This window comes from Novosphingobium organovorum, assembly GCF_022832435.1.
GTDB lineage: Bacteria > Pseudomonadota > Alphaproteobacteria > Sphingomonadales > Sphingomonadaceae > Novosphingobium > Novosphingobium organovorum.
In genome coordinates, this window is record NZ_JALHLF010000001.1 from 109003 (window position 1) to 129520 (window position 20518).

22 protein-coding genes and 2 riboswitches are annotated in these 20518 nt (G+C 66.8%); of the genes, 5 read left to right on the plus strand and 17 right to left on the minus strand.

Features of this window, described 5'->3' with window-relative positions; genetic code table 11:
* Window positions 1-15: 15 nt before the first annotated feature.
* The 3 genes from MTR62_RS00520 (at window position 16) to MTR62_RS21270 (ending at window position 1467) form a co-directional block, all read left to right on the plus strand.
* On the plus strand, window positions 16-1035 hold the full coding sequence (locus MTR62_RS00520; protein ID WP_244016261.1) for a DMT family transporter: 1020 nt from the start codon (window positions 16-18) through the stop codon (window positions 1033-1035).
* Window positions 1036-1105: 70 nt separating this feature from the next.
* Window positions 1106-1240, plus strand: coding sequence for an entericidin A/B family lipoprotein (locus MTR62_RS00525; protein ID WP_244016263.1), 135 nt, complete (start codon window positions 1106-1108; stop codon window positions 1238-1240).
* Window positions 1241-1338: 98 nt separating this feature from the next.
* A complete protein-coding gene (locus MTR62_RS21270; RefSeq protein WP_268739575.1) occupies window positions 1339-1467 on the plus strand; it encodes a hypothetical protein in 129 nt (42 codons plus the stop codon).
* A gap of 117 nt (window positions 1468-1584) precedes the next feature.
* On the opposite strand, the gene MTR62_RS00530 is transcribed toward MTR62_RS21270, so the two are convergent.
* The 12 genes from MTR62_RS00530 to MTR62_RS00585 all read right to left on the minus strand — a co-directional run bounded on the left by MTR62_RS00530 (window position 1585) and on the right by MTR62_RS00585 (window position 12368).
* Window positions 1585-2019, minus strand: a complete 435-nt coding sequence (locus tag MTR62_RS00530) for a CcdC protein domain-containing protein (protein ID WP_244016265.1) — start codon at window positions 2017-2019, stop codon at window positions 1585-1587.
* A 102-nt stretch (window positions 2020-2121) separates the two neighbouring features.
* Window positions 2122-3693, minus strand: a complete 1572-nt coding sequence (gene gcvPB / locus MTR62_RS00535) for an aminomethyl-transferring glycine dehydrogenase subunit GcvPB (RefSeq protein WP_244016267.1) — start codon at window positions 3691-3693, stop codon at window positions 2122-2124.
* Window positions 3690-5060, minus strand: a complete 1371-nt coding sequence (gcvPA, locus tag MTR62_RS00540) for an aminomethyl-transferring glycine dehydrogenase subunit GcvPA (protein WP_244016269.1) — start codon at window positions 5058-5060, stop codon at window positions 3690-3692. Before gcvPA ends, gcvPB begins: the two co-directional genes overlap by 4 nt.
* Before the next feature lie 137 nt (window positions 5061-5197).
* Window positions 5198-5569, minus strand: coding sequence for a glycine cleavage system protein GcvH (gcvH, locus tag MTR62_RS00545; RefSeq protein WP_244016271.1), 372 nt, complete (start codon window positions 5567-5569; stop codon window positions 5198-5200).
* 12 nt (window positions 5570-5581) lie between these two features.
* On the minus strand, window positions 5582-6739 hold the full coding sequence (gene gcvT / locus MTR62_RS00550; RefSeq protein ID WP_268739577.1) for a glycine cleavage system aminomethyltransferase GcvT: 1158 nt from the start codon (window positions 6737-6739) through the stop codon (window positions 5582-5584).
* A gap of 36 nt (window positions 6740-6775) precedes the next feature.
* A riboswitch (glycine riboswitch) is annotated at window positions 6776-6899 on the minus strand.
* A riboswitch (glycine riboswitch) is annotated at window positions 6900-7011 on the minus strand.
* Between the two features lie 63 nt (window positions 7012-7074).
* Window positions 7075-7782, minus strand: a complete 708-nt coding sequence (locus tag MTR62_RS00555; RefSeq protein ID WP_244016273.1) for an NAD(P)H-binding protein — start codon at window positions 7780-7782, stop codon at window positions 7075-7077.
* Complete coding sequence (locus MTR62_RS00560; RefSeq protein ID WP_244016385.1) at window positions 7775-8935, minus strand: deoxyguanosinetriphosphate triphosphohydrolase; 1161 nt, start codon at window positions 8933-8935, stop codon at window positions 7775-7777. The genes MTR62_RS00555 and MTR62_RS00560 overlap by 8 nt, the downstream gene beginning before the upstream one ends.
* A 43-nt stretch (window positions 8936-8978) precedes the next feature.
* A complete protein-coding gene (locus tag MTR62_RS00565; protein ID WP_244016275.1) occupies window positions 8979-9296 on the minus strand; it encodes a hypothetical protein in 318 nt (105 codons plus the stop codon).
* Window positions 9297-9322: 26 nt separating this feature from the next.
* Window positions 9323-10741 carry an NAD(P)(+) transhydrogenase (Re/Si-specific) subunit beta gene (locus tag MTR62_RS00570; protein WP_244016276.1) on the minus strand — a complete coding sequence of 473 codons (1419 nt, stop codon included), beginning with the start codon at window positions 10739-10741 and terminating at the stop codon, window positions 9323-9325.
* Window positions 10741-11046: an NAD(P) transhydrogenase subunit alpha gene (locus MTR62_RS00575; RefSeq protein WP_244016278.1), complete on the minus strand. Its 306-nt coding sequence runs from the start codon at window positions 11044-11046 to the stop codon at window positions 10741-10743. The genes MTR62_RS00570 and MTR62_RS00575 overlap by 1 nt, the downstream gene beginning before the upstream one ends.
* 17 nt (window positions 11047-11063) lie before the next feature.
* Window positions 11064-12212, minus strand: coding sequence for an NAD(P) transhydrogenase subunit alpha (locus MTR62_RS00580; protein WP_244016279.1), 1149 nt, complete (start codon window positions 12210-12212; stop codon window positions 11064-11066).
* Window positions 12213-12242: 30 nt separating this feature from the next.
* Window positions 12243-12368, minus strand: a complete 126-nt coding sequence (locus tag MTR62_RS00585; RefSeq protein WP_244016281.1) for an aa3-type cytochrome c oxidase subunit IV — start codon at window positions 12366-12368, stop codon at window positions 12243-12245.
* Window positions 12369-12664: 296 nt separating this feature from the next.
* On the opposite strand from MTR62_RS00585, the gene MTR62_RS00590 reads away from it, so the two are divergent.
* A complete protein-coding gene (locus MTR62_RS00590) occupies window positions 12665-14089 on the plus strand; it encodes a sigma-54-dependent transcriptional regulator (RefSeq protein ID WP_244016282.1) in 1425 nt (474 codons plus the stop codon).
* A gap of 17 nt (window positions 14090-14106) precedes the next feature.
* Here the strand turns inward: MTR62_RS00590 and MTR62_RS00595 are convergent, their stop codons facing one another.
* From MTR62_RS00595 to MTR62_RS00615, 5 genes are all read right to left on the minus strand, one after another.
* On the minus strand, window positions 14107-15294 hold the full coding sequence (locus MTR62_RS00595) for an alkaline phosphatase D family protein (protein ID WP_244016283.1): 1188 nt from the start codon (window positions 15292-15294) through the stop codon (window positions 14107-14109).
* 137 nt (window positions 15295-15431) lie between these two features.
* On the minus strand, window positions 15432-15806 hold the full coding sequence (locus MTR62_RS00600; RefSeq protein ID WP_244016285.1) for a hypothetical protein: 375 nt from the start codon (window positions 15804-15806) through the stop codon (window positions 15432-15434).
* A 234-nt stretch (window positions 15807-16040) separates the two neighbouring features.
* Window positions 16041-17153 carry a dihydropteroate synthase gene (folP, locus tag MTR62_RS00605; protein ID WP_244016288.1) on the minus strand — a complete coding sequence of 371 codons (1113 nt, stop codon included), beginning with the start codon at window positions 17151-17153 and terminating at the stop codon, window positions 16041-16043.
* A 77-nt stretch (window positions 17154-17230) separates the two neighbouring features.
* Window positions 17231-18364: a site-specific DNA-methyltransferase gene (locus MTR62_RS00610; protein WP_327194363.1), complete on the minus strand. Its 1134-nt coding sequence runs from the start codon at window positions 18362-18364 to the stop codon at window positions 17231-17233.
* A 277-nt stretch (window positions 18365-18641) separates the two neighbouring features.
* Window positions 18642-19280 (minus strand): ribonuclease HII, encoded by a 639-nt coding sequence (locus MTR62_RS00615; protein ID WP_244016290.1) that lies wholly within the window; start codon window positions 19278-19280, stop codon window positions 18642-18644.
* Between the two features lie 22 nt (window positions 19281-19302).
* Between MTR62_RS00615 and MTR62_RS00620 the strand changes: the two genes are divergently transcribed.
* The gene (locus MTR62_RS00620; protein ID WP_244016293.1) at window positions 19303-20514 is read left to right on the plus strand and encodes a PQQ-dependent sugar dehydrogenase; all 1212 of its coding nucleotides are present in this window, start codon (window positions 19303-19305) and stop codon (window positions 20512-20514) included.
* Window positions 20515-20518: the final 4 nt, after the last annotated feature.

Consider the following 20518-nt stretch of genomic DNA (forward strand, 5'->3'; position numbering starts at 1 on the left):
AGTTAAAGCAGGATCGTGAGCACTTCATCCGACATCGCGCATCCGGGCGAGACCGCCCCGGTGCAAGGCCCATCGGCCAGCGCCCGCCCGCACAACCCGCTTCTGGCGATTGCGCTGCGCGTGGGCGCGACCTTTTCGCTCGCCACGATGTTCATGCTGTTCAAGCTGGCGGGCGACCACGGCGTATCGATGCCCGAACTGATGTTCTGGCGCCAGGCGGTGAGCGTGCCGATCATCCTGGGCGCGCTGCTGGCCACCGGACAGATCGGCAAGCTCGCCACCCGCCGCCCGATCGCGCATGCCGGGCGCGCGGCGGTGGGGACCGCCGGGCTGTTCTGCAACATCGCCGCTTCGGTCCTGCTCCCGCTGCCGGTGGCGACGACGCTGGGCTTCACCGCCCCGCTCTTTGCCGTGCTCATCACCGCGCTCGTCGTGCGCGAATACGTCGGCTACTGGCGCTGGACGGCGGTGATCGCCGGCTTTGCCGGGGTGCTGATCATCGCCGGCCCCGGCGAGATCGCCAACGTGCCGACGCTGGGCGTCGTGGCGGGCCTTGGCGCGGGCATCATCGTCGCAACCGTCAGTTTCCAGATCCGCTCGCTCGCACGGACCGACACGCCGATCTCGATGGTGTTCTGGTTCGCGATGTTCGGGATGCTGGGGGCGAGCGTGTTTCTGCCCTTCTACGCCCGCCCGCACGATGCGCAAACCTATCTCATCCTTCTCGCGCTGGGCATCGCGGGGACGATGGGGCAGTTCTTCGTCGCTGCCTCGCTGCGCTACGGCTCGGTCGCGACGGTCGTGGTGATCGATTACGTCTCGCTGATCTGGTCGACGTCGTATGGCCTGTTCATTTTCGGGAGCTGGCCACCGCACACCACGTGGCTGGGCGCGCCGCTCATCATCGTGGCCGGGCTCATCATCACCTGGCGCGAACACTACCTGTCCAAGCGAATCTCGCCAACGTCGACGATGGACCCCGGTGCGCTCGAGGAAACGGCAGGGGATCAGCCCCGCGACAGGCGCGGAACCTGATCGGGGCTTGCGTGTTCTTCTATCCACTCCGGCCGTTACCGGGCCGCATCGGGAAAGAAAGGACAAGCTCATGTTCAAGAAGATCACGCTCGCTCTTGTCGCCAGCGGCCTCGTTTTCGGCGCCGCCGCCTGCAACACCGTCAAGGGCGCGGGCCGCGACATCGAATCGGTGGGCCAGGCGGGCGACGACGCCATCCACAACTAAGCGCTGCGATCCTAAACGATCGGGCAAGCAGGCCTCTTTTGCCCAAGGCGCCTTTTGCGTAAATTCGCTGTGTTCAACAGCACACGAAACACGACGCCATGACCAAGAAACTGCTTCTCGCGATCGTCACCACCGGCCTGATTCTGGGCGCCACTGCCTGCAACACCGTGCGCGGCATGGGGCAAGACCTCGAATCCGCCGCCAACGCGGTCGACAAGGCGACCTGAACCGCCTGCACGCCGTCAAGCCAGAGACGAAGCCAACAAAAAGACCGGCGTGCGCAACAAGGCGAACGCCGGTCTTTTCATGCATCAAAGGTGTGCATCACAGGTGTGTTGGCCGCTTCACCCATCGTGCCGATGGTTGGCGATCATGTCGCGCGCGCGCAGCCACAGGGCGAGGCGCTGTCCGCAGATCAACCCCGGCACCAGCCCGAGCCCGAAATCGGTCAGCATCGTCGCCAGCAGCGTCGCATGGTCGGCGGCACCGGTGTGGAACTGGGGAAAGACGATCCGGCGCACCACGAAGATCGCCGCAATCAGCAGCAGCGCTGCGGGCGACTGGCGCAGCATGACACGCGCCGCACCCTCCTCCCCCTCGATGTGCAGCCGCATCAGCCGCGCGCGCCACAGGCCGAGCATTCCGCCGCCGACGAGGCCCGCCAGCAGCGCCACCCAGCCCAGACCGTGGGGCGGCGCCGCGAACAGCGCGGCCACCACCACAGCGGTCACCAGAATGGGCAGTATCCACAGCATGGGCAGGCGAAGAGGGCGGGCCACGCCCACCCTCTTCATACGCCAGAGCATGATGACCGCGAAAATCGCGATGGGCAGCCACGCCACCCACGCCGGTTGTCCTACGCCACCATGCCCCATACGCGCTTACCCCTCGGTTTGGTCACCCTTCCAGACCAGCACAGGCTTACGCGCCGCGCGGGTTTCGTCAAGCCGGCGGCGCGGCGCGTAGAACGGCGCGGCGTGCAGGCTCTCGTCGCCCGCCTTGGCGCGCTCGGCGAGACGGCGCATCGAGGCAATGAAGCGGTCGAGCCCCTGCTTGCTCTCGGTCTCGGTCGGCTCGATCAGCATCGCGCCCTTGACCACCAGCGGGAAGTAGACCGTCATCGGGTGGAAACCCTCGTCGATCAGCCCCTTGGCGATGTCGAGCGTGGAGAGCCCCTCGGGCAGGCCCGCATCGCTGAACAGCGCCTCGTGCATGCACGGACCGCTGGCGCCGAACGGCGCTTCGAGCACGTCGTCGAGGCTGCGCAGCACGTAGTTGGCGTTGAGCACCGCATCTTCGGCCACCTGGCGCAGGCCATCGGCGCCGTGGCTGAGGATATAGGCCAGGGCACGGGTGAACATGCCCATCTGGCCGTGGAAGGCGACCATGCGGCCAAACGCCCTGTCGTGCCCTTCACCGCGGTTCTCCTCCTCGACGAGGTGGATCGAACCATCGGCCCCGCGCGTCACGAAGGGCAGCGGCGCGAAGGGCGCCAGCGCTTCGGACAGCACCACCGGACCCGCGCCCGGACCACCACCGCCGTGCGGGGTGGAGAAGGTCTTGTGCAGGTTGATGTGCATCGCATCGACGCCAAGGTCGCCCGGACGCACGCGCCCGACGATGGCGTTGAAGTTCGCGCCGTCGCAGTAGACATAACCGCCCGCGGCGTGAACCGCATCGGCGATGTCCTTGAGCTCGGGCTCGAACAGGCCGCAGGTGTTGGGGTTGGTGATCATCACGCCCGCAACGTCCGGCCCCAGCTTTTCCTTGAGCGCGGCGACATCGACGCGGCCCTCGGGGGTGGCCGGGATGGTCTGCACCTTGAAGCCCGCGAAGGCGGCGGTTGCCGGGTTGGTGCCGTGCGCGCTTTCGGGCACGAGCACGATGTCACGCGTTTCCCCGCGCGCGTCGAGCGCGGCGCGGATGCACAGCAGGCCGCACAGCTCGCCATGCGCGCCCGCCTTGGGGCTCATCGCCACCGAAGCCATGCCGGTCAGCGTGATGAGCCAGTCGGCCAGCTGCTCGATCACCTCGAGCGCGCCTTCGACCGTCTTTTGCGGCTGGAGCGGGTGGACATCGGCGAAGCCGGGCAGACGCGCCATCTTTTCGTTGAGGCGCGGGTTGTGCTTCATCGTGCACGAGCCGAGCGGGAACGGGCCAAGGTCGATGCCGTAGTTCTGGCGCGACAGGCGCGTGTAGTGGCGCACCACTTCGGGCTCGGTCAGGCCGGGCAGCGCGGGCGCCGCCTTGCGCGCGAACTTCGCCAGCGCCGAAGCCATCGGACGCTCGCACGCGTCGATGTCGACGCCCCACTTGCCTTCGCCGTCGAGTTCGAAGATCAGCGGTTCCTCGAGCATCAGCGCGCGGTCGCCGCTCGCGGTGACGGGGCCGGTGGCGACACCCTCGGTCGAATTCATGCTCGGGCGCCAGCCCGCCGTGTTCACGCCGCTCATGCGCGCTCTCCTTCCAGAACCGCGGCCAGCGCCGTGGCGAACTCCTCGATATCCTCGTCGCTGACCGTCTCGGTCGCCGCCACCAGCAGGCCGTTGTGCAGCGCGCCGTGCTCGGGGAACAGGCGGCCGAGCGAAACACCGCCCAGCACGCCGCGATCCGCCAGATCGCGCACCACTTCGCGCGCCTCACGCGGGAGGACCAGCGTCGCCTCGTTGAAATAGGCGTCCGAGAGCAGCGTAACGCCCTCGATCTGCGTCAGGCGATGGACTACGGCCTGCATCCGGTCATGATTGCGCGCGGCGAGACGGGCCAGCCCTTCGCCGCCCAGAAGGCTCATGTGGATGCTGAAAGCCAGGGCGCAAAGTCCTGAATTCGTGCAGATATTGCTCGTCGCCTTCTCGCGGCGGATGTGCTGCTCGCGGGTCGAGAGGGTGAGCACGAAACCGCGCTTGCCCTCGGCATCGACAGTCTCGCCGCACAGACGGCCCGGCATCTGGCGCACGAACTTTTCCGAGCAACCGAACAAGCCAAGGTAGGGGCCACCGAACTGCAGGCCGACGCCCAGCGACTGGCCCTCGCCCACCACGATGTCCGCGCCGAGATGGCCCGGCGCTTCGAGCAGGCCAAGCGCGACCGGCTCGGTCACCACCACGATCAGCAGCGCCTTCTTCGCGTGCGCCGCCTCGGCGATCGCGGCAAGGTCGGGGATACGGCCCATGATGTCGGGATACTGAACCACCACGCTCGAGGTGGCCTCGTCGATCGCCGCGATCACCGCCGCATCGTCCGCCTCGGCGGTAAGCTCAGGCACGAGGCTTGCGATGTCGTCCTTGGTGAACTTGGCCATCGTGCGCACGACTTCGCCGTAGTGCGGGTGCAGACCGCCCGAAAGCACGGCCTTGCCCTTGCGGGTGATGCGCGCGGCCATGAGAATCGCTTCCCAGCACGCGGTCGAACCGTCGTACATCGAGGCGTTGGCGATGTCGGTGCCGAACAGGCGCGCGACCTGGGTCTGGAACTCGAACAGGACCTGCAGCGTGCCTTGCGCGATTTCGGGCTGGTAGGGCGTGTAGGCGGTCAGGAACTCGCCGCGCTGGATCAGGTGATCGACCGAGGCGGGGACGTGGTGGCGATAGGCGCCTGCGCCCAGGAAGAACGGCGCCGAACCGGCGTTGAGGTTCTTGGCGGCGAGCTTGGAGAGGTGGCGCTCGACTGCCATTTCGCTGGCGTGCATGGGCAGACCGGCGATCGGGCCGGACTGGCGGGCGGCTTCGGGGACGTCACGGAACAGTTCGTCGACCGAGCCCGCGCCGATCGTTTCCAGCATACTGGCGCGGTCGGCGGGCGTAAGGGGGAGATAACGCATCAGGTGTCTGCAATCCCGGCTGAGAGAGGTGGGCCGCCCCGCAGGACAGGGGCGGCCGGGGAAGCGGTCAGGCCGATCGGGCGGGCGGCGCGTTCACTCGGGCGCCCCCCGCTTCGCAAGCCTGACCCGAGGCCCGATCAGAGGCCTTCGACGTAAGTCTTGTAGGCGGCCTCATCCATCAGCTCTTCGAGCTCGGACGGGTTCGACAGGGTGACGCGGAACAGCCAGCCGCCGACTTCGGCGTCGGTGTTGACCAGCTCGGGCTCGTCGGCGAGCGCTTCGTTGATCGCGGCGATCACGCCCGAAACGGGGGTGTAGACATCGCTTGCGGCCTTGACCGAATCGACCACTGCGACCGAATCGCCCTTGGCGACTTCGGCGCCTTCCTCGGGCAGGTCGACGAAGGTGATGTCGCCCAGCTGGCCCTGCGCGTAGTCGGTGATGCCAACGGTGCCCAGGTCACCTTCGACTTCGATCCACTCGTGATCTTCGGAATAATAGACAGACATGGGGCAAGCTCCTCAGCGGTAATAACGGTTGGGGACGAAGGGCATGGGCACGACACTGGCGTTGAGCCGCTTGCCCCGCATTTCGATTTCGAGCGCCGTGCCGACAGCCGCGCTGCCCGCATCGACATAGGCCATGGCGATGGGCTGCTTGAGCGACGGGGCGAAGCCACCCGAAGTCACCACACCCACTTCGTGCGCTCCGGCAAAGACCTTGGCACCCTCGCGCGCGGCCATGCGGCCTTCGAGCACGAGGCCGACGCGGGTGCGCGCGGTGCCTTCGGCGAGGTCCTTCTGCACACGCGCGGCGCCGGGGAAGCCCCCTTCACTGCGGCGGCGCTTGTTGACGCCGAAGATCAGCCCGGATTCGACGGCGCCCTGCGCCGGCGTCATGTCGTGGCCATAGAGCGGCAGACCCGCTTCGAGGCGCAGCGAATCGCGCGCGCCAAGGCCGATCGGCTTCACTTCGGGCTCGGCGCAGAGGAGATCCGCAATCGTTGCCGCAGCCTCACCGGGCAGCGCGATCTCGAAACCGTCCTCGCCGGTGTAGCCCGAACGGCTGATCCACACGTCGACACCGCCAAGCTTGAAGGACGCGCCCTTCATGAACTTGAGATCAGCAAGCGCCACGTCACCTTCGACCAGCCGCGCCAGCGCCTCGGCCGCCTTGGGGCCCTGAAGCGCGAGCAGCGCGTTCTCGTCGAGGTGGTTGAGGTTGACCGCATCGGGCAGGTATTCGCGCAAGGTTCCGATGTCGTCCCACTTGGTCGCGCCGTTGACGACGAGGTAGAACCCCGTGTTCCACCGGGTGACCATGAGATCGTCGAGAATACCGCCCGCTTCATCGAGCAGCAGCGAATAGCGCACCGAGCCGGTCTTGAGCGTTGCCAGATCGATCGGCAGCGCCGCCTCGATCGCCGCGTCGAGATCGACCTCCGCACCTTCGGCCGCCGAGAGGTAGAGCTGGCCCATATGGCTGACATCGAACAGCCCGGCGCTCTCGCGCGTCCAGAGGTGTTCGGCCAGGATTCCCTCGAACTGGACGGGCATCATGTAGCCAGCGAATTCGACCATGCGCGCGCCGTGGGCGCGGTGCCAGGCGTCCAGCGGCAGGATACCGGGTTCGATCGGCTCGAGACCGAGTTCGTCGTCAAATTGGGAAATATCGCTCAAGACATAGCTCCGCACAGCACTGGTACACCATTTTCTGGTGCCCCCTCTGTCACGGAAACCTGAGAGTTTTCCCCCGGAACCTGCCTGTCAGCCGGTCGTCGAGGTTACACCGTCGGCGGCCTTGCCCACTTGGGACGAGACACTTTCCAGAGTTTCGCTATCGACGGGCGCGGTCCTTTTGCCTGAGAGTTTCCGGGGCGGTTGCTCCTTCGGCGCCAACCGATCCGTGCCTCGAAAGGTGCGAATCAGCCGGTCTCTCCCGCGCTGTCAGCGATTGAAACGACGATTGGTTCAGAGCCTTCGCCAAGTCAACGCCGCAAATGGACATTGCACAGCTAAAGGGGTGTTTTTTGCACCATGCGGCGCAAGGCGTCGTGCTCGGCAACGAAACGCCCGCGCGCCTTTTCGAACGCCAGCGCGAGGATCGCGCGCGCCAGATCGCGCGCGCGGATCGAGCGGAAACGGCGCCAGCCGCCATGGAGGACGAGCGCATCGGCCAGCGGCGCGGCGATCTGCCCCAGCGCCTCGAGCACCCGGCGCTCACCACGCGCCCCCCGCAACAAGCCGGGGCGCACGATATCGAGCCGCGCAAAGCCCAGCTTGCCCAGTGCCTCTTCCATCTCACCCTTGACCGAAAGGTAGAAATTGCGGCTCCCGCGCTCCGCGCCGACCGAGGACACCACGATCATATGGTCGATCCCGGCCTCACGCGCGGCGCGCGCACAGTCGAGCACGAGAGCCAGATCGACCGCGCGAAACGCCTCCTGCGATCCGGCGCGCGCCATCGTCGTGCCCAGCGCGCAGACCAGCACATCGGCCCGCGCCGCCGCGATCAGCTCGCCCCAGCGTTCGACCGGCCCGACCAGAACCTCCATCCGCGCGCCCTGCGGCAACGCCAGTTCGCCGCGCGCAACCGCGATCAGGCGCGCGTCACCACGTTCGCACGCCGCCTCGATAAGCGCCGAACCGACCATCCCGCTCGCCCCGACCAGGCACAGGCGCCGTGCCGACCCGGCCCCTGCCCTGCCCGCAGGCTCAAACATTGCGCAAGCCCTCCTGCACGCGCCCATAGATGCGTTCGTGGCAGGTAATCGCGTAACGATCGGTCATCCCGGCGATGTAGTCGGCGATGTGACGGCTGCGTTCGGGCTCGGTGCGCGGCATGGTGTCGATCCAGTCCTCTTCCATGAGGACGGTCTCTTGCGAGTAGGCCGCGTAGAGCTCGGCCAGCACTGCGCGCGCGCGGCGCGCGGTCTCGAGCTGTTCGGGGTGGTAGTAGAGCTTTTCGTACATGAAACGCTTGAAGGCCCGTTCGCCCTCTTCCATCTCGCTCGAGAAGGCGATCAGCGCGCGCCCCGCCGCACGCACCTCGTCGACGCTTTCGACGCCGACCAGCCGCTTGCGCGATTCCGCGATGAGGTCGTTGACCATGGTGCCGATCTGGCTGCGCAACAGTTCGGCGAGCTGGCGGCTGCGCGCCACCCCCGGATAGCGCTGTTCGACCGCGCTCCAGTTGGCGACGAGGAAGGGATGCGCGAGCAGCTCGTCCATATCGAGGAAGCCCGCGCGCAGGCCATCGTCGATATCGTGGTTGTCGTAGGCGATGTCATCCGACAAGGCGGCGACCTGCGCTTCCAGACTGGCGTGGGTGCCCAGTTCCAGATCGTAGGCCGCGTTGAGCTCGCTCAGCGCCCAGTTGGGGTTGGTGACGGGTCCGTTATGCTTGGCCAGCCCCTCGAGCATTTCCCAGGTGAGGTTGAGCCCGTCGTGCTCGCAATAGGGGCTGTCGATGCGCATCAGCGTGCGCAGCGTGTTGGCGTTGTGATCGAACCCGCCCGCCTTGTGCAGCGCCGCGTCGAGCGCTTCCTCGCCCGCGTGGCCGAAGGGGGGATGGCCGATGTCATGCGCGAGCGCGAGGCCTTCGGTCAGGTCCTCGTCGAGCCCGAGCAGGCGTGCGATCACCCGCGCGATCTGCGCGACTTCGAGGCTGTGGGTCAGGCGCACGCGGTAATGATCGCCATCGGGCGCGATGAAGACCTGGGTCTTGTAGCGCAGGCGGCGGAACGCGATCGAGTGGATGATGCGGTCGCGGTCGCGCTGGTAGGGGCTGCGCTCGCCGCGGGCGAGGCCGTTTTCCATCGGGTATTCCCGGCCGCGCGAGCGCGCCGGATCGGAAGCGTAAGGTGCAAGCATCAGGCTGAAATTCTTTCCCGTAGCGGCGGTCTGGGACAGACCTGTCCTAGCGGGCAAGCCCTGCCTTGCACAAGGCCGCAGAACTTGCCGTGACCATCACCACGCGGTCATCGCCGACCGCGCGCACCGCGCGCACCCAGGCGCCGAGCGTCGGCTTGTCGCCTTCGAGCTTTTGCAGCTTCATCAGTTCGATCAGGCTGAGCTTACGGGTCAGCCGCCGCGCCATGCAGTCCGAGACACGCTCGGACAGCCCGCTTTCGCGCAAGGCGGCGTGAAGACGCCAGGCCGCGTAGAAATCGGCCGCGAACCACAGGGCGCCGCACAAGGCGGCAAGGACGAGAATCCGTTTGAGAAGGCGCAGCATCAGCCGCGCCTTCTACCCGGTCTTGCTCAGTCCGTCAGCGCCTTGTTGATCTCCTCGACCATCTTCTTGGCATCGGCGAGGAGCATCATGGTCTGGTCCATATAGAACACCTCGTTGTCGACGCCCGCGTAGCCCTGCCCGCCCATCGAGCGTTTGATGAAGAAAATCGTCTTGGCCTTCTCCACGTCGAACACCGGCATACCGTAGATCGGCGAGCTTTTCTCCGTCTTGGCGGACGGATTGACGACGTCGTTGGCGCCGATGATGAAGGCTACGTCGGCCTGTGCGAACTCCGAATTGATGTCTTCCAGCTCGAACACGTCGTCATAGGGCACGCTGGCTTCGGCGAGCAGCACGTTCATGTGGCCCGGCATGCGCCCCGCGACGGGGTGGATCGCGAACTTGACGTTCACGCCATGCTCCTTGAGCAGGTCGGTCATCTCGCGCAGCGCGTGCTGCGCCTGGGCGACCGCCATGCCATAGCCGGGAATGACGATGACGTTTTCGGCCTCCTTCATGAGGAACGCGGCGTCTTCGGCCGAGCCGCGCTTCCACGGACGCTGCTCCCTGGCCGTGCCGCCCGCACCGCCCGCGCCCGCATCGGCCCCGAAGCCGCCCGCGATGACCGAGAAGAACGAGCGGTTCATCGCCCGGCACATGATGTACGAAAGGATCGCGCCCGATGAGCCCACCAGCGCGCCGGTGATGATCATCGCGGTGTTGTGAAGCGTAAAGCCCATCGCCGCCGCCGCCCAGCCCGAGTACGAATTGAGCATCGAGACGACGACCGGCATGTCCGCGCCCCCGATCGGGATAATGAGCAGAAAACCGATCGCGAAACTGAGCGCCACGATCGCCCAGAACAGCGCGGGCGTGTCCCAGTGGAACAGGCTGACGAGCACCAGGATCGCGGCCAGTGCGGCCAGATTGATCGCGTGGCGCGCGGGCAACAGGATCGGCGCACCCGACATGGTGCCGTTGAGCTTGGCAAAGGCAATGACCGAGCCCGAAAAAGTGATCGCGCCGATCGCCACGCCCAGCCCCATCTCGATCCGGCTGCCTTTCAGGATGTCAAGCCCGCCCGGCTCAAGAATGCCGAAGGCGTCGGGGTTGAGGTAGGCCGCAACGCCCACCAGCACCGCCGCGAGCCCCACCAGCGAGTGGAACGCGGCGACAAGCTGGGGCATCTGCGTCATCTGGATCTTGCGGGCCGTCGTCAGCCCGATGACCGCGCCGATGGCGATCGCAGCGAGGATTTCGGGCAGGCTGGCGATGTCGTGCGTCGCCAGCGTGGTGACGACCGCAATCGCCATGCCGACCATGCCATAGCGGTTGCCCTTGCGGCTGGTCGCCGGCGAAGACAGCCCGCGCAGCGCGAGGATGAAGCAGACGCCCGCGATGAGGTAGGCCAGCGCCACCCACGGGTTAACGGCATGAACCTCCATCACTTGCCCTCCTTGCGGGAAGGCGCCTTGTCCTTCTTCTTGTACATCGCGAGCATCCGCTCGGTGACGGCAAAGCCGCCGAAGATATTGACGCTCGCCAAGACGACCGCGGCGAGGCCTAGCCACTTGGCGCCGGGCACACCGGCGGCCGCGCTCGCCACCAGCGCGCCCACGATGATGACCGAGGATATCGCGTTGGTGACCGCCATGAGCGGCGTGTGCAGCGCCGGGGTCACCGACCAGACCACGTAGTAGCCCACGAAGCAGGCCAGCACGAAGATCGACAGAATACTGATGAAATCCATGGTGCGTGCTCCCCTCTTCAGCCCTGCAACCGCGCGTGAACGATCCGGCCACCCTGCGTGAGGCGGATGGCGTTGCCGATTTCCTCGTCGAGCACCGGGCCGCCCGCCACCTTGTCCCAGAAGGCGGACAGGAAATTGAACAGGTTGCGCGCAAACAGCGCGGAAGCGTCGGCGGGCAGGTGCGCGGGCGTGTTCGACAGGCCGATGATCTTGACCCCGTGTTTTTCGACCACCTGATCGGCCACCGTGCCCTCGACGTTACCGCCTTGTGGGGCGGCCAGATCGAAGATCACGCTGCCCGGCTTCATCGAGGCGATCTGCGCGTCCGAAATGAGGCGCGGCGCAGGCCGCCCCGGAATGAGCGCGGTGGTGATGACGATGTCCTGCTTGGCGATATGCGCGCTGACCAGCTGGCCTTGCGCCCTCTGGTACTCCTCGCTCATTTCAGTGGCGTAGCCGCCCGAACCCTCGCCCTCGATCCCGGCGACATTCTCGACGAAGATCGGCTTGGCGCCGAGCGAGAGGATCTGCTCCTTCGTCGCCGAGCGCACGTCGGTGGCCGAGACTTGCGCCCCCAGCCGCCGCGCGGTGGCGATCGCCTGCAGGCCCGCCACGCCCACGCCCATCACGAAGCACTTGGCCGCACTGATCGTGCCCGCCGCCGTCATCATCATCGGAAAGGCCCGGCCATAAGTGTCAGCAGCCATGATGACCGCCTTGTACCCGGCAAGGTTCGACTGGCTGGAGAGGATGTCCATCGATTGCGCGCGCGTGATGCGCGGCATGAATTCCATCGCCAGCGCCTCGAGCCCGGCGGCGGCATAGGCCTCGACCCGCGCGCGGCCACCCCCGGCGCCTTGCCCGAAGGGATCGAGACCGGCGACCACCCAGGCGCCCGGCGCCACTGTGCCCAGAAGAGCGGGATCGGGCCCCTGCACGCCCAGCACGATGTCCGCGCCCGCCGTGATCGCATCCGCCTCGCCCACATCGGCGCCAGCGGTGCGATAATCTTCGTCGGCGATCGAAGCGGACAGCCCTGCACCGCGTTCCACCGCGACAACGGCGCCCAGCCCGATCAGTTTTTTCACCGTCTCGGGCGTCGCCGCGACACGCGTTTCCCCACTCGCGCGTTCGGCAAGAACCGCGATCTTCCTGTTTTCAGCCATGCTTGTCTAATCCGCCCCCTCAGGCTGCGCTCACGATGCGATCAGGCCCACGACGAAAATGACGACCAGCGCGCAGAACCCGGTCCCCCAGAACGCGGCCTTCACGAAGCCGTTGTAGGTTTCCTGTGCGCTCTTGATATCCTGCCCCGAAGTCATCGTGCCTCCTGTCCCTGAAAAACCCGCCGGAACGTCAGTACCCGGCAGCCGCAACGCGATGCCTGTTCGCCCGCACGCGAACGCACTGGGACCACCGACACCGCATCGTTCTTCGTCGTTGTGCCCACTATGCTGCGGGCTGCTTGCCTCGTCCATTACCCCAAAGCACAGCCGAATGCCACCGCCACGATCGACAGGCGGGATGCGGGAGAGGAGGACAAGCTTAATTGCCTCTTTACCGTGCGCAGCTAAACCCTTGTGTCAAAGCGGCACAACTAGGGTAGAAGACACGAGCCATGGCGGAATTCGAGCAACGCCTTTTGATGCTCATCGACGATGAGCCGGCACAAAGCCGCCTGATCTCCGCGCTCGCCGCGCGCGAAGGCTGGCGCACGGTGCTTGCCGCCGACGCCGACACCGCCATCGCCATGCTCGGCACGCGCCAGGGGATGCAGCTCTCGGCGATCATTCTGGACCAGTGGGTGCCCGGTGACGATGCCTGCGCGCTGATCGCCGAGCTCAAGTCGCGCCGCCCCGCGCTGCCGATCCTGATGATTACCGCCAGCACCTCGCCGCTGCTCGCGGTCGAGGCGATGCGCGCGGGCGCGAGCGACTATCTGGTCAAGCCGGTCGCCCCCGAAAGGCTCATGCACGCGCTGCGCTCGGCAACCACGCGTGAGGCGGCGCGCGACGAACTTGCCCCGCTAACCGAAAAGATGCCCTCGCGCCCCGATTTCGAATCGATGATCGGCGCGGCTCCCAATTTCCGCAAGGCGCTCGCCGTTGCCGCCAAGGCCGCACGCGGCAGCACGCCGGTGCTGATCGAGGGCGAGAGCGGGACCGGCAAGGAAATGCTGATCCGCGCGATGCACGCGGCCTCCTCGCGCGCGAAGGCGCCGCTCAGGATCATCAACATCAGCGGCATTCCGGCCAATTCGATCGAATCGGTACTGTTCGGACACGAAAAGGGCGCCTTTCCCGGCGCGTTCGAACGACAGGTCGGCGCGCTCCAGCACGCCGACGGCGCGACCCTCGCGCTCGACGAGGTCGACCGCCTGCCGATGTCGGTGCAGGAGCGCCTGCTCGAAGCGATCCGGCGCGGCGACGTGCGCCCGATCGGCGCGCGCCATTCGTTCAAGGTCGATGTCCGGCTGATCTCGGCAAGCAACCTGCCCCTGGCCGATCTTGCGGCGACGGGCAACTTCCTGCCCGAACTCGCCGAAGCGCTGGGGCAGACCAAAGTGCTGCTGCCGCCCTTGCGCGAACGCGCGGGCGATATTCCCGCGCTTGCCCGCTACTTCCTTGCCCGTATCGGCGAACAGCCCGGCCTGCGCGAGCTGAGCATCACCGACGCCGCGCTTTCGCTGCTCGCCGCCTACGACTGGCCCGAGAACGTGCGCCAGCTGCAGGCCGCGCTGTTTCGCGCCTCGGTGTTCTGCGACAGCGACGCGCTGACCACCGAGGATTTCCCCCAGCTTCTCACCATCCTGGGCCCCGGCCCCTCCAATGTCGCGGGCAATCCGCTGCAGGAGAGCGCGGGCGTCATGCTCTACACCGAGGATGGCAACCTGCGCCCGCTCGAGGAAATCGAGGCCGACGTGATCCGCCTCGCCATCGGGCTCTATCGCGGCCGGATGACCGAAGTTGCCCGGCGGCTGGGCATCGGGCGTTCGACCCTCTACCGCAAGCTGGCCGAACTGGGCATCGACAACGCCGCCTGAGGGCGCCCTGAGGCCGTTCAGGCGCTCCAGTCAACGGCGTGGCTGACAAGGTCGACACCGTCCGAGCGGCACACCGTCAGCGTCAGTGCTCGGCGCTCCCAGTCGATCGTCACCTCGCCGAAATTGCCATCGCCCACGCAGATGCCCTGACGGTCGGGATCGGGTTCGCGCGCGGTCGCTTCCGCATTGCTCGCGTTGGGGCGATTGAGCGAGGAGGCGGTCATTTCCCAGAGCCCCTGCGCGAAGCCCGGCACCACCTTGCGATAGATCCCGCCGACATGGCGATCGCCGGAAAGCACCACCAGCCCACCACCCGCGCGCGCGGCCAGCGCGTCGTAGAGCCGGTCGCGCTCACCGGGCATCAGTTCCCAGCCTTCCCACAAGTGCGCGTCGGACAGCAGCTGGATCGACGAGACAAGCACGCGCAGGTCCGCGGGCTTTTGCAGTTCGCGCTCGAGCCAGGCCCATTGCACCGCGCCCAGCATGGAAGCCCCGGCGCTCGTATCGGGGACATAGCGCCCACGCACGGGCAGCTTGGTGCCCACCGGCGGCAGCACGAGATCCGAGCGCTGGAAACGCGTGTCGAGCAGGATGATCTGCACGCGGCGCCCCGGCGGCCCATAGGTGCGCGCATGATAGACCCCTTCGCGCTCGCGCACGTCGTCGGGCGCGTTCCAGAACGTCTCGTAGATATGTTCCGACCAGCGCTTGAAGGGAAACACCGCGCCCCCGTCGTTGAAGCCGAAGTCATGATCGTCCCACACCGTCAGCATCGGCACCGCGCGGCGAAAATCGCGAAATTCGGCGCGGCCGTTGAGGTATTCGTAAGCCCGGCGCAGCGAACCCAGGTCCGCGCCGCCGTCCCAGCCCGGATCGCCGTAAACGCAGTCGCCGATGTAGAGGAAGAGCTGCGGATCGCGGCTGCGGATGCCCTGCCAGAAGGCCTGATCGCCCTCCTGGTTGTTGCAGCTGCCCACCGAAAAGCGCGTCAGCACGCTATCCGCTGCAAGCTGCGGCCCCGGCGGGGCGACGGGCAGCGCGATCGTCTGTTCAAGATCGCGGTAGTAGGGATCGAGCAGCGCGGCCGGAGCCAGCGACGTGGCGGCCTGCGCGGACCCGGAACCCAGCGCCACAGCTCCGGACACGAGACCGGTCGTGGAAAGCGAAAGGAAGTGGCGGCGATCGTGTCCGGGGTGTCTGGTCATGCGCGCTTGTTCCACCCCGGCATGACCATTTCAAGACGATGTGCCCCGCCTTTCCAAAACGCGACGAAGCGCCGGACCGCGAGGGACGCGGAACCGACGCTTCGCCCATGCGGATCGGACCGGAGCCCGATCGGCGATCAGTTCTCGAAGTAGACGCGGGGAACGTGGACGCCCTTCTTCGCCATGTACTTCACATATTGCACGCGGTTGTGCTGGAGTTCGTGGGCGTATTCGCCGTAGGCGTCGCGCGCATCCTCAAGGTCGCTGGCGCGGCGCAAGTCGCTCGCCAGCTCCTTCTTGGTCTCATCGACGTTGATGCGATAGTCGTACCACTTCGAATTCTGGATGCCGCCGAGCGGCGCAGTGATGATGCGCGTCTCTTCGGTCTGCGCCATCTGCTGTTCGGCGGTCATCGGCCAGTGGGTCATCGGAACCGCAGCCACGGCCATGCTGGCGGGGATGGTCATCGCGGCGGCGATGGCGGCGGTGCGGAAAATCTTGGTCTGCTTCATGGGAAGGTCTCCCTTATCCTTGTCGCTTAGGCCCGATTGCCTGCGTTCAGGAGGGAAACGGCGCAAACCGAACTTTTCATCCCGACCAAGAGACGATGCGCGCCGCAGATGCGATGAATTTCCGGTTGTGCCAAGCGGTGAACACACCGCCCCCACCCGGTTCATCGCGCAGAAATCCTGGGTTCAGCGGGGCGCAAGCTTTGTCGCAGGCAGAGCGCTGCGAAATGCGCCCCGTTAGCGCGGGAGCTGCGTGAAATCGGTCAGAGCCGCATCGCGCAGGCCCCGCCACACGCGCACCGCCTGCACCGTTTCGGCGACATCGTGCACGCGAACGATGTGCGCGCCTGCTTCCACCGCTTTGAGCGCGAGCGCGAGCGATCCGCCCAGCCGCTGGTGCGCGGGCGCCTCGTTCGAAAGCGCGCCGATCATCCGCTTGCGGCTCGCGCCGACAAGCAGCGGATGGCCCAGCGCATGGTAAAGGGCAAGCGCGTTCATCAGCGCGAGGTTCTCGGCCAGGGTCTTGCCAAAGCCGACCCCCGGATCGAGCAGAATGCGCTCGGGCGCGATGCCCGCTGCCACCGCCTCGTCGCGCGCGGTCTCGAGCCAGTCGAACACGTCGAGCACGACATCGGCGTAGTTCCCGTCACCGTGCAGGTCCTCGCCCTTGCCCGGCGCGTGCATGAGCACCACCGGCGCCTGGCTGGCAGCGGCGAGCGCGCGGCTGCGCGGATCGTAGCGCAGCGCCGACACGTCGTTGATGATGTGCCCGCCCGCGGCGAGCGCGGCCTCCATCACGCCAGCGCGGCGCGTGTCGAGGCTGATCGCGGCCCCCATTGCCGCCAGACGCTCGACCATCGGCACCACGCGCGCGATCTCGTCGCCCTCCCACACCGCCGCGGCGCCCGGACGGGTGGATTCGCCGCCCACGTCGATGATCGCCGCGCCCGCTTCGAGCATGGCCGCGGCGTGTTCGCCCGCAACGTCGGGACGGTCGAGGAACTTGCCCCCGTCCGAGAAGCTGTCGGGCGTCATGTTGAGAATGCCCATGACCTGCGGCTGATCGAGCCGCACGGTGCGCGTACCGCACACCATCGGGGCATGGACCTTGCGCAGCGCCGCCCACTGGCGCGCGGCCCGTTCGCGCAGATCAGGGGCAAGCGCCGTGATCGCGGCGTCCATGTCCGGGGCATCGACCCGCCGGCGCGAGACAACCACCCCGTCCTCGCGCTCGATCAGCGCGAAGCGGCTGGCCCAGACCATCGCGCCGCCGAGCCGGACGGCCGCGCCCTCCTCGCTTTGCGGGCTGTCGACGAGGGCGATGGGGCGAAGATAGATCGTGCGCGGCATGACGGCTCTTTAGCCTTTGGGGCCCCGAAGTCGAGTGAAGAGGCGAAACGCGCGAGGCGCCTGCCCCTTCCCTGCGATCACGGTTCGGTGGCGAGGATGTAGAGCTGGCGGATCGCGTCGATCGGCTTGGACTGGCCTTCGTGTTCGATGTTCCAGAAGGTCCAGCCGTTGCACGAGGGGGCGCCCTGCAGTTCCTTGCCCACGCCGTGGATCGAGCCGGTGACCGTGCCCGAAATCAGCGAACCGTCGGCGCGGATCACCGCCTTGAACTTGCCCTTCTTGGCGGTCAGTTCGGTGCCCGGCGCGATCCAGCCGGTCTCGATCAGCGTGCCGAAGGCGACCTTGGGCTGGCTGCGCTTGGACTGCATGGTCTTGAGCGTGCTTTCGTCGAGCGGCAGCGCCATCTCGATACGCTCGAGCGCGGCTTCGCGGTAGTCACCCTCGCGCTCGCAGCCGATCCATTCGCGGCCCAGGCGCTTGGCGACGGCGCCGGTGGTGCCGGTACCGAAGAACGGGTCGAGCACGACATCGCCCTTGTTGGTGGTGGCCAGCAGCACGCGGTAGAGCAGCGCTTCGGGCTTTTGCGTCGGGTGGACCTTGCGGCCACCCTTCTTGAGACGCTCCGCACCGTTGCAGATCGGCAGGTGCCAGTCCGAACGCATCTGCAGTTCGTCGTTCAAGGTCTTCATCGCGCGGTAGTTGAAGGTGTACTTCGACTTTTCGCCCATGCTCGCCCAGATCAGCGTCTCGTGCGCGTTGGTGAAGCGGGTGCCCTTGAAGTTGGGCATCGGGTTCGCCTTGCGCCACACGATGTCGTTGAGGATCCAGAAGCCCATGTCTTGCATGATGGCGCCCAGACGGAAGATGTTGTGGTACGAACCGATCACCCACAGCGACCCTTCGGGCTTGAGCACGCGGCGCGCCTCGGTCAGCCAGTCGCGCGTGAACTGGTCGTAAGTCGCAAAGCTCGCGAACTTGTCCCACTCATCGTTCACCGCATCGACGCGGCTGCCGTCGGGACGGTCGAGATCGCCGCCGAGCTGGAGGTTGTACGGCGGATCGGCGAAGACCATGTCCACGCTCGCATCGGGAATGGTGCGCATCGCCTCGATGCAGTCACCCGGAATGATCTGGCCGAGCGGCAGAAGCTCTTTCGGCGTCGGCGCCGGAGCGCGGGCCCGAATTCGTTCCTTGAGCAGTACCTGACCCATCATAACCCCGTCTGAAAATCGTATTTAACTGTGGATAGGGGACTGTAATGATTCATCGGCGAGTCGCCGTCAAGTCGCGACTCGCCGGGAATCCTGATGATTCAAGATATCATGGAGGAGAACAAAACGAATCCGACACACGATGTGGAGTCTGGCGATTCGCGGGTGACTCAACATCTTGTGCCGAAGGCCCGATGCGGCCCGCGAAATTTTTTTGCGCACCCCCGAAAGGAACGGATTCAAACCCCTTCGCAGCTACTGCGCATCGCTCCCGCGATCAGAATGGCATTTCGAGCTGGGCGATGGGCGAGAAGCTGCGCCGGTGGTGCGGGCTCGGCCCATGCTCGCGCAGCGCGGCAAGATGCCCGGCGGTGCCATAGCCCGCGTTGCGCTCCCAGCCGTACTGGGGGAAAGCCTGCGCGAGCACGCGCATGATCTTGTCGCGGTGCTGCTTGGCGACGATCGAGGCGGCCGAGATCGACGGTTCGAGCGCATCGCCCCCCACGATCGCGCGCACCGCATCCCAGCGCCAGCCCTCGCACCGGCCCTGCGGGGTCTTGTTGCCGTCGATCAGCACTTCCTCGGGCTCGATCCCGGTCTTGGAACACAGCGTCGCGGCGGCGCGGGTCATTGCCAGCATGGTCGCTGCGAAGATGTTGATCCGATCGATCGTCTCAACGTCGACCACGCCGACCGCCCACAGGCAGGTTCTGTGAATTTCTGTTTCCAGCTGCAACCGGCGCTTGCCCGAAAGCTTCTTGGAATCATCGAGGCCCTCGGGCGCGTTCTTGCCAAGCAGGACCGCAGCGGCGACAACCGGCCCGGCCAGCGGCCCGCGCCCGGCCTCGTCGATGCCCATGATCCGCGGGCTGGCCAGCGCGATGCCCCCTACGGGGATGACAGGAGTAAGCGTCATGTTCTTGCGAAATTCCCTTCTTATGGCGCCCCTATCGTCGCTCGCGCTGGCGCTGGCAAGCTGCGGCTCGGCGGCCTCGGGGGGTGAGGATCGCGGCGAGAGGGGCCAGGGGCCTGCCGCCGATGGCGATGCGACGAACACGCCCTTCGCGGTCGAAACCAAGGCCAGCTTCGACGAGCCCTGGGCGATGGACTTCGATGCATCGACCAACACCGCGATCATCACCGAAAAGGCAGGCACGATCCGGCTTTACTTGCCCAATGGCACGAAAGGCACGGTGAGCGGCGCCCCCAGGGTCGCCTACGCCGGGCAAGGCGGGCTTGGCGACGTGCGTTTCGCGCCCCAGCCCGGCTGGGAGCCGCGCGCGGATGGCTCGCTCGACGGACGGAGGGTCTATCTCAGCTGGGCCGAGCCGAGCGCCGGGGAGACGAGCGGCGCGGCGGTGGGCCTGGGCACGCTGGCCTGCACGGCGCCCGATGCCTGCGCCCTCACCGGCCTTCGGGTGATCTGGCGCCAGCAGCCCAAGGTCACCGGGCACGGCCACTACTCGCACCGGCTCGCCTTCTCGCCCGATGACAAGTATCTCTTCGTCTCCTCGGGCGAGCGCCAGAAGCAAAGCCCGGCGCAGGACCTCTCGAACACGCTGGGCACGATCGTGCGCCTGCTGCCCGATGGACGGCCCGCACCGGGCAACCCGTTTGCAGCCAAGGGTTCGCCAAGCGACGAGATCTGGTCCTTTGGCCACCGCAACGTGCTCGGCCTCGCCTTCGACGCGGACGGCAACCTGTGGGACCTCGAACATGGGCCGCAGGGCGGAGACGAGATCAACCTGATCCGGCCGGGCCAGAACTACGGCTGGCCACTGGTCTCGGACGGCGATCACTACGATGGCACGCCGATCCCCCGCTCCTCCTCCCGCCCCGATCTCGCGCAGCCTGCGATCAGCTGGAACCCGGTCATCGCGCCGGGCGACTTCATCCTCTACAAAGGGGACAAGTATCCCGGCTTCCACGGGAAAGCCGTGGTGGCCTCGTTCGCGGTGCCGGGCCTCGTGCTGGTCAGCCTCAACGGCAGTTCGGGGGTCGAGGAAGCGCGCTATCCGCTCGCCAACCGCATCCGCGAAATCCGCGAGGACCCCGGCGGCACGATCTGGCTGCTCGAGGACGGCCCCGCTCCCGACAGCGGCCACCTGCTCAAGCTTGTCCCCCGCAAGGCCAGTTCCCATGCGAATTGAATCG

What these genes read in the sequence shown, in the direction of transcription:
- MTR62_RS00575 (WP_244016278.1), bottom strand. Translation starts at nt 11,046, where the DNA reads ATGGATTTCATCAGTATTCTGTCGATCTTCGTGCTGGCCTGCTTCGTG.
- MTR62_RS21270 (WP_268739575.1), top strand. Translation starts at nt 1,339, where the DNA reads ATGACCAAGAAACTGCTTCTCGCGATCGTCACCACCGGCCTGATTCTG.
- gcvPB (WP_244016267.1), bottom strand. Translation starts at nt 3,693, where the DNA reads ATGAGCGGCGTGAACACGGCGGGCTGGCGCCCGAGCATGAATTCGACC.
- gcvPA (WP_244016269.1), bottom strand. Translation starts at nt 5,060, where the DNA reads ATGCGTTATCTCCCCCTTACGCCCGCCGACCGCGCCAGTATGCTGGAA.
- MTR62_RS00580 (WP_244016279.1), bottom strand. Translation starts at nt 12,212, where the DNA reads ATGGCTGAAAACAGGAAGATCGCGGTTCTTGCCGAACGCGCGAGTGGG.
- MTR62_RS00600 (WP_244016285.1), bottom strand. Translation starts at nt 15,806, where the DNA reads ATGAAGCAGACCAAGATTTTCCGCACCGCCGCCATCGCCGCCGCGATG.
- MTR62_RS00555 (WP_244016273.1), bottom strand. Translation starts at nt 7,782, where the DNA reads ATGTTTGAGCCTGCGGGCAGGGCAGGGGCCGGGTCGGCACGGCGCCTG.
- MTR62_RS00615 (WP_244016290.1), bottom strand. Translation starts at nt 19,280, where the DNA reads ATGACGCTTACTCCTGTCATCCCCGTAGGGGGCATCGCGCTGGCCAGC.
- MTR62_RS00610 (WP_327194363.1), bottom strand. Translation starts at nt 18,364, where the DNA reads ATGGGTCAGGTACTGCTCAAGGAACGAATTCGGGCCCGCGCTCCGGCG.
- MTR62_RS00590 (WP_244016282.1), top strand. Translation starts at nt 12,665, where the DNA reads ATGGCGGAATTCGAGCAACGCCTTTTGATGCTCATCGACGATGAGCCG.
- MTR62_RS00525 (WP_244016263.1), top strand. Translation starts at nt 1,106, where the DNA reads ATGTTCAAGAAGATCACGCTCGCTCTTGTCGCCAGCGGCCTCGTTTTC.
- MTR62_RS00595 (WP_244016283.1), bottom strand. Translation starts at nt 15,294, where the DNA reads ATGACCAGACACCCCGGACACGATCGCCGCCACTTCCTTTCGCTTTCC.
- MTR62_RS00565 (WP_244016275.1), bottom strand. Translation starts at nt 9,296, where the DNA reads ATGCTGCGCCTTCTCAAACGGATTCTCGTCCTTGCCGCCTTGTGCGGC.
- MTR62_RS00570 (WP_244016276.1), bottom strand. Translation starts at nt 10,741, where the DNA reads ATGGAGGTTCATGCCGTTAACCCGTGGGTGGCGCTGGCCTACCTCATC.
- MTR62_RS00620 (WP_244016293.1), top strand. Translation starts at nt 19,303, where the DNA reads ATGGCGCCCCTATCGTCGCTCGCGCTGGCGCTGGCAAGCTGCGGCTCG.
- folP (WP_244016288.1), bottom strand. Translation starts at nt 17,153, where the DNA reads ATGCCGCGCACGATCTATCTTCGCCCCATCGCCCTCGTCGACAGCCCG.
- MTR62_RS00585 (WP_244016281.1), bottom strand. Translation starts at nt 12,368, where the DNA reads ATGACTTCGGGGCAGGATATCAAGAGCGCACAGGAAACCTACAACGGC.
- gcvH (WP_244016271.1), bottom strand. Translation starts at nt 5,569, where the DNA reads ATGTCTGTCTATTATTCCGAAGATCACGAGTGGATCGAAGTCGAAGGT.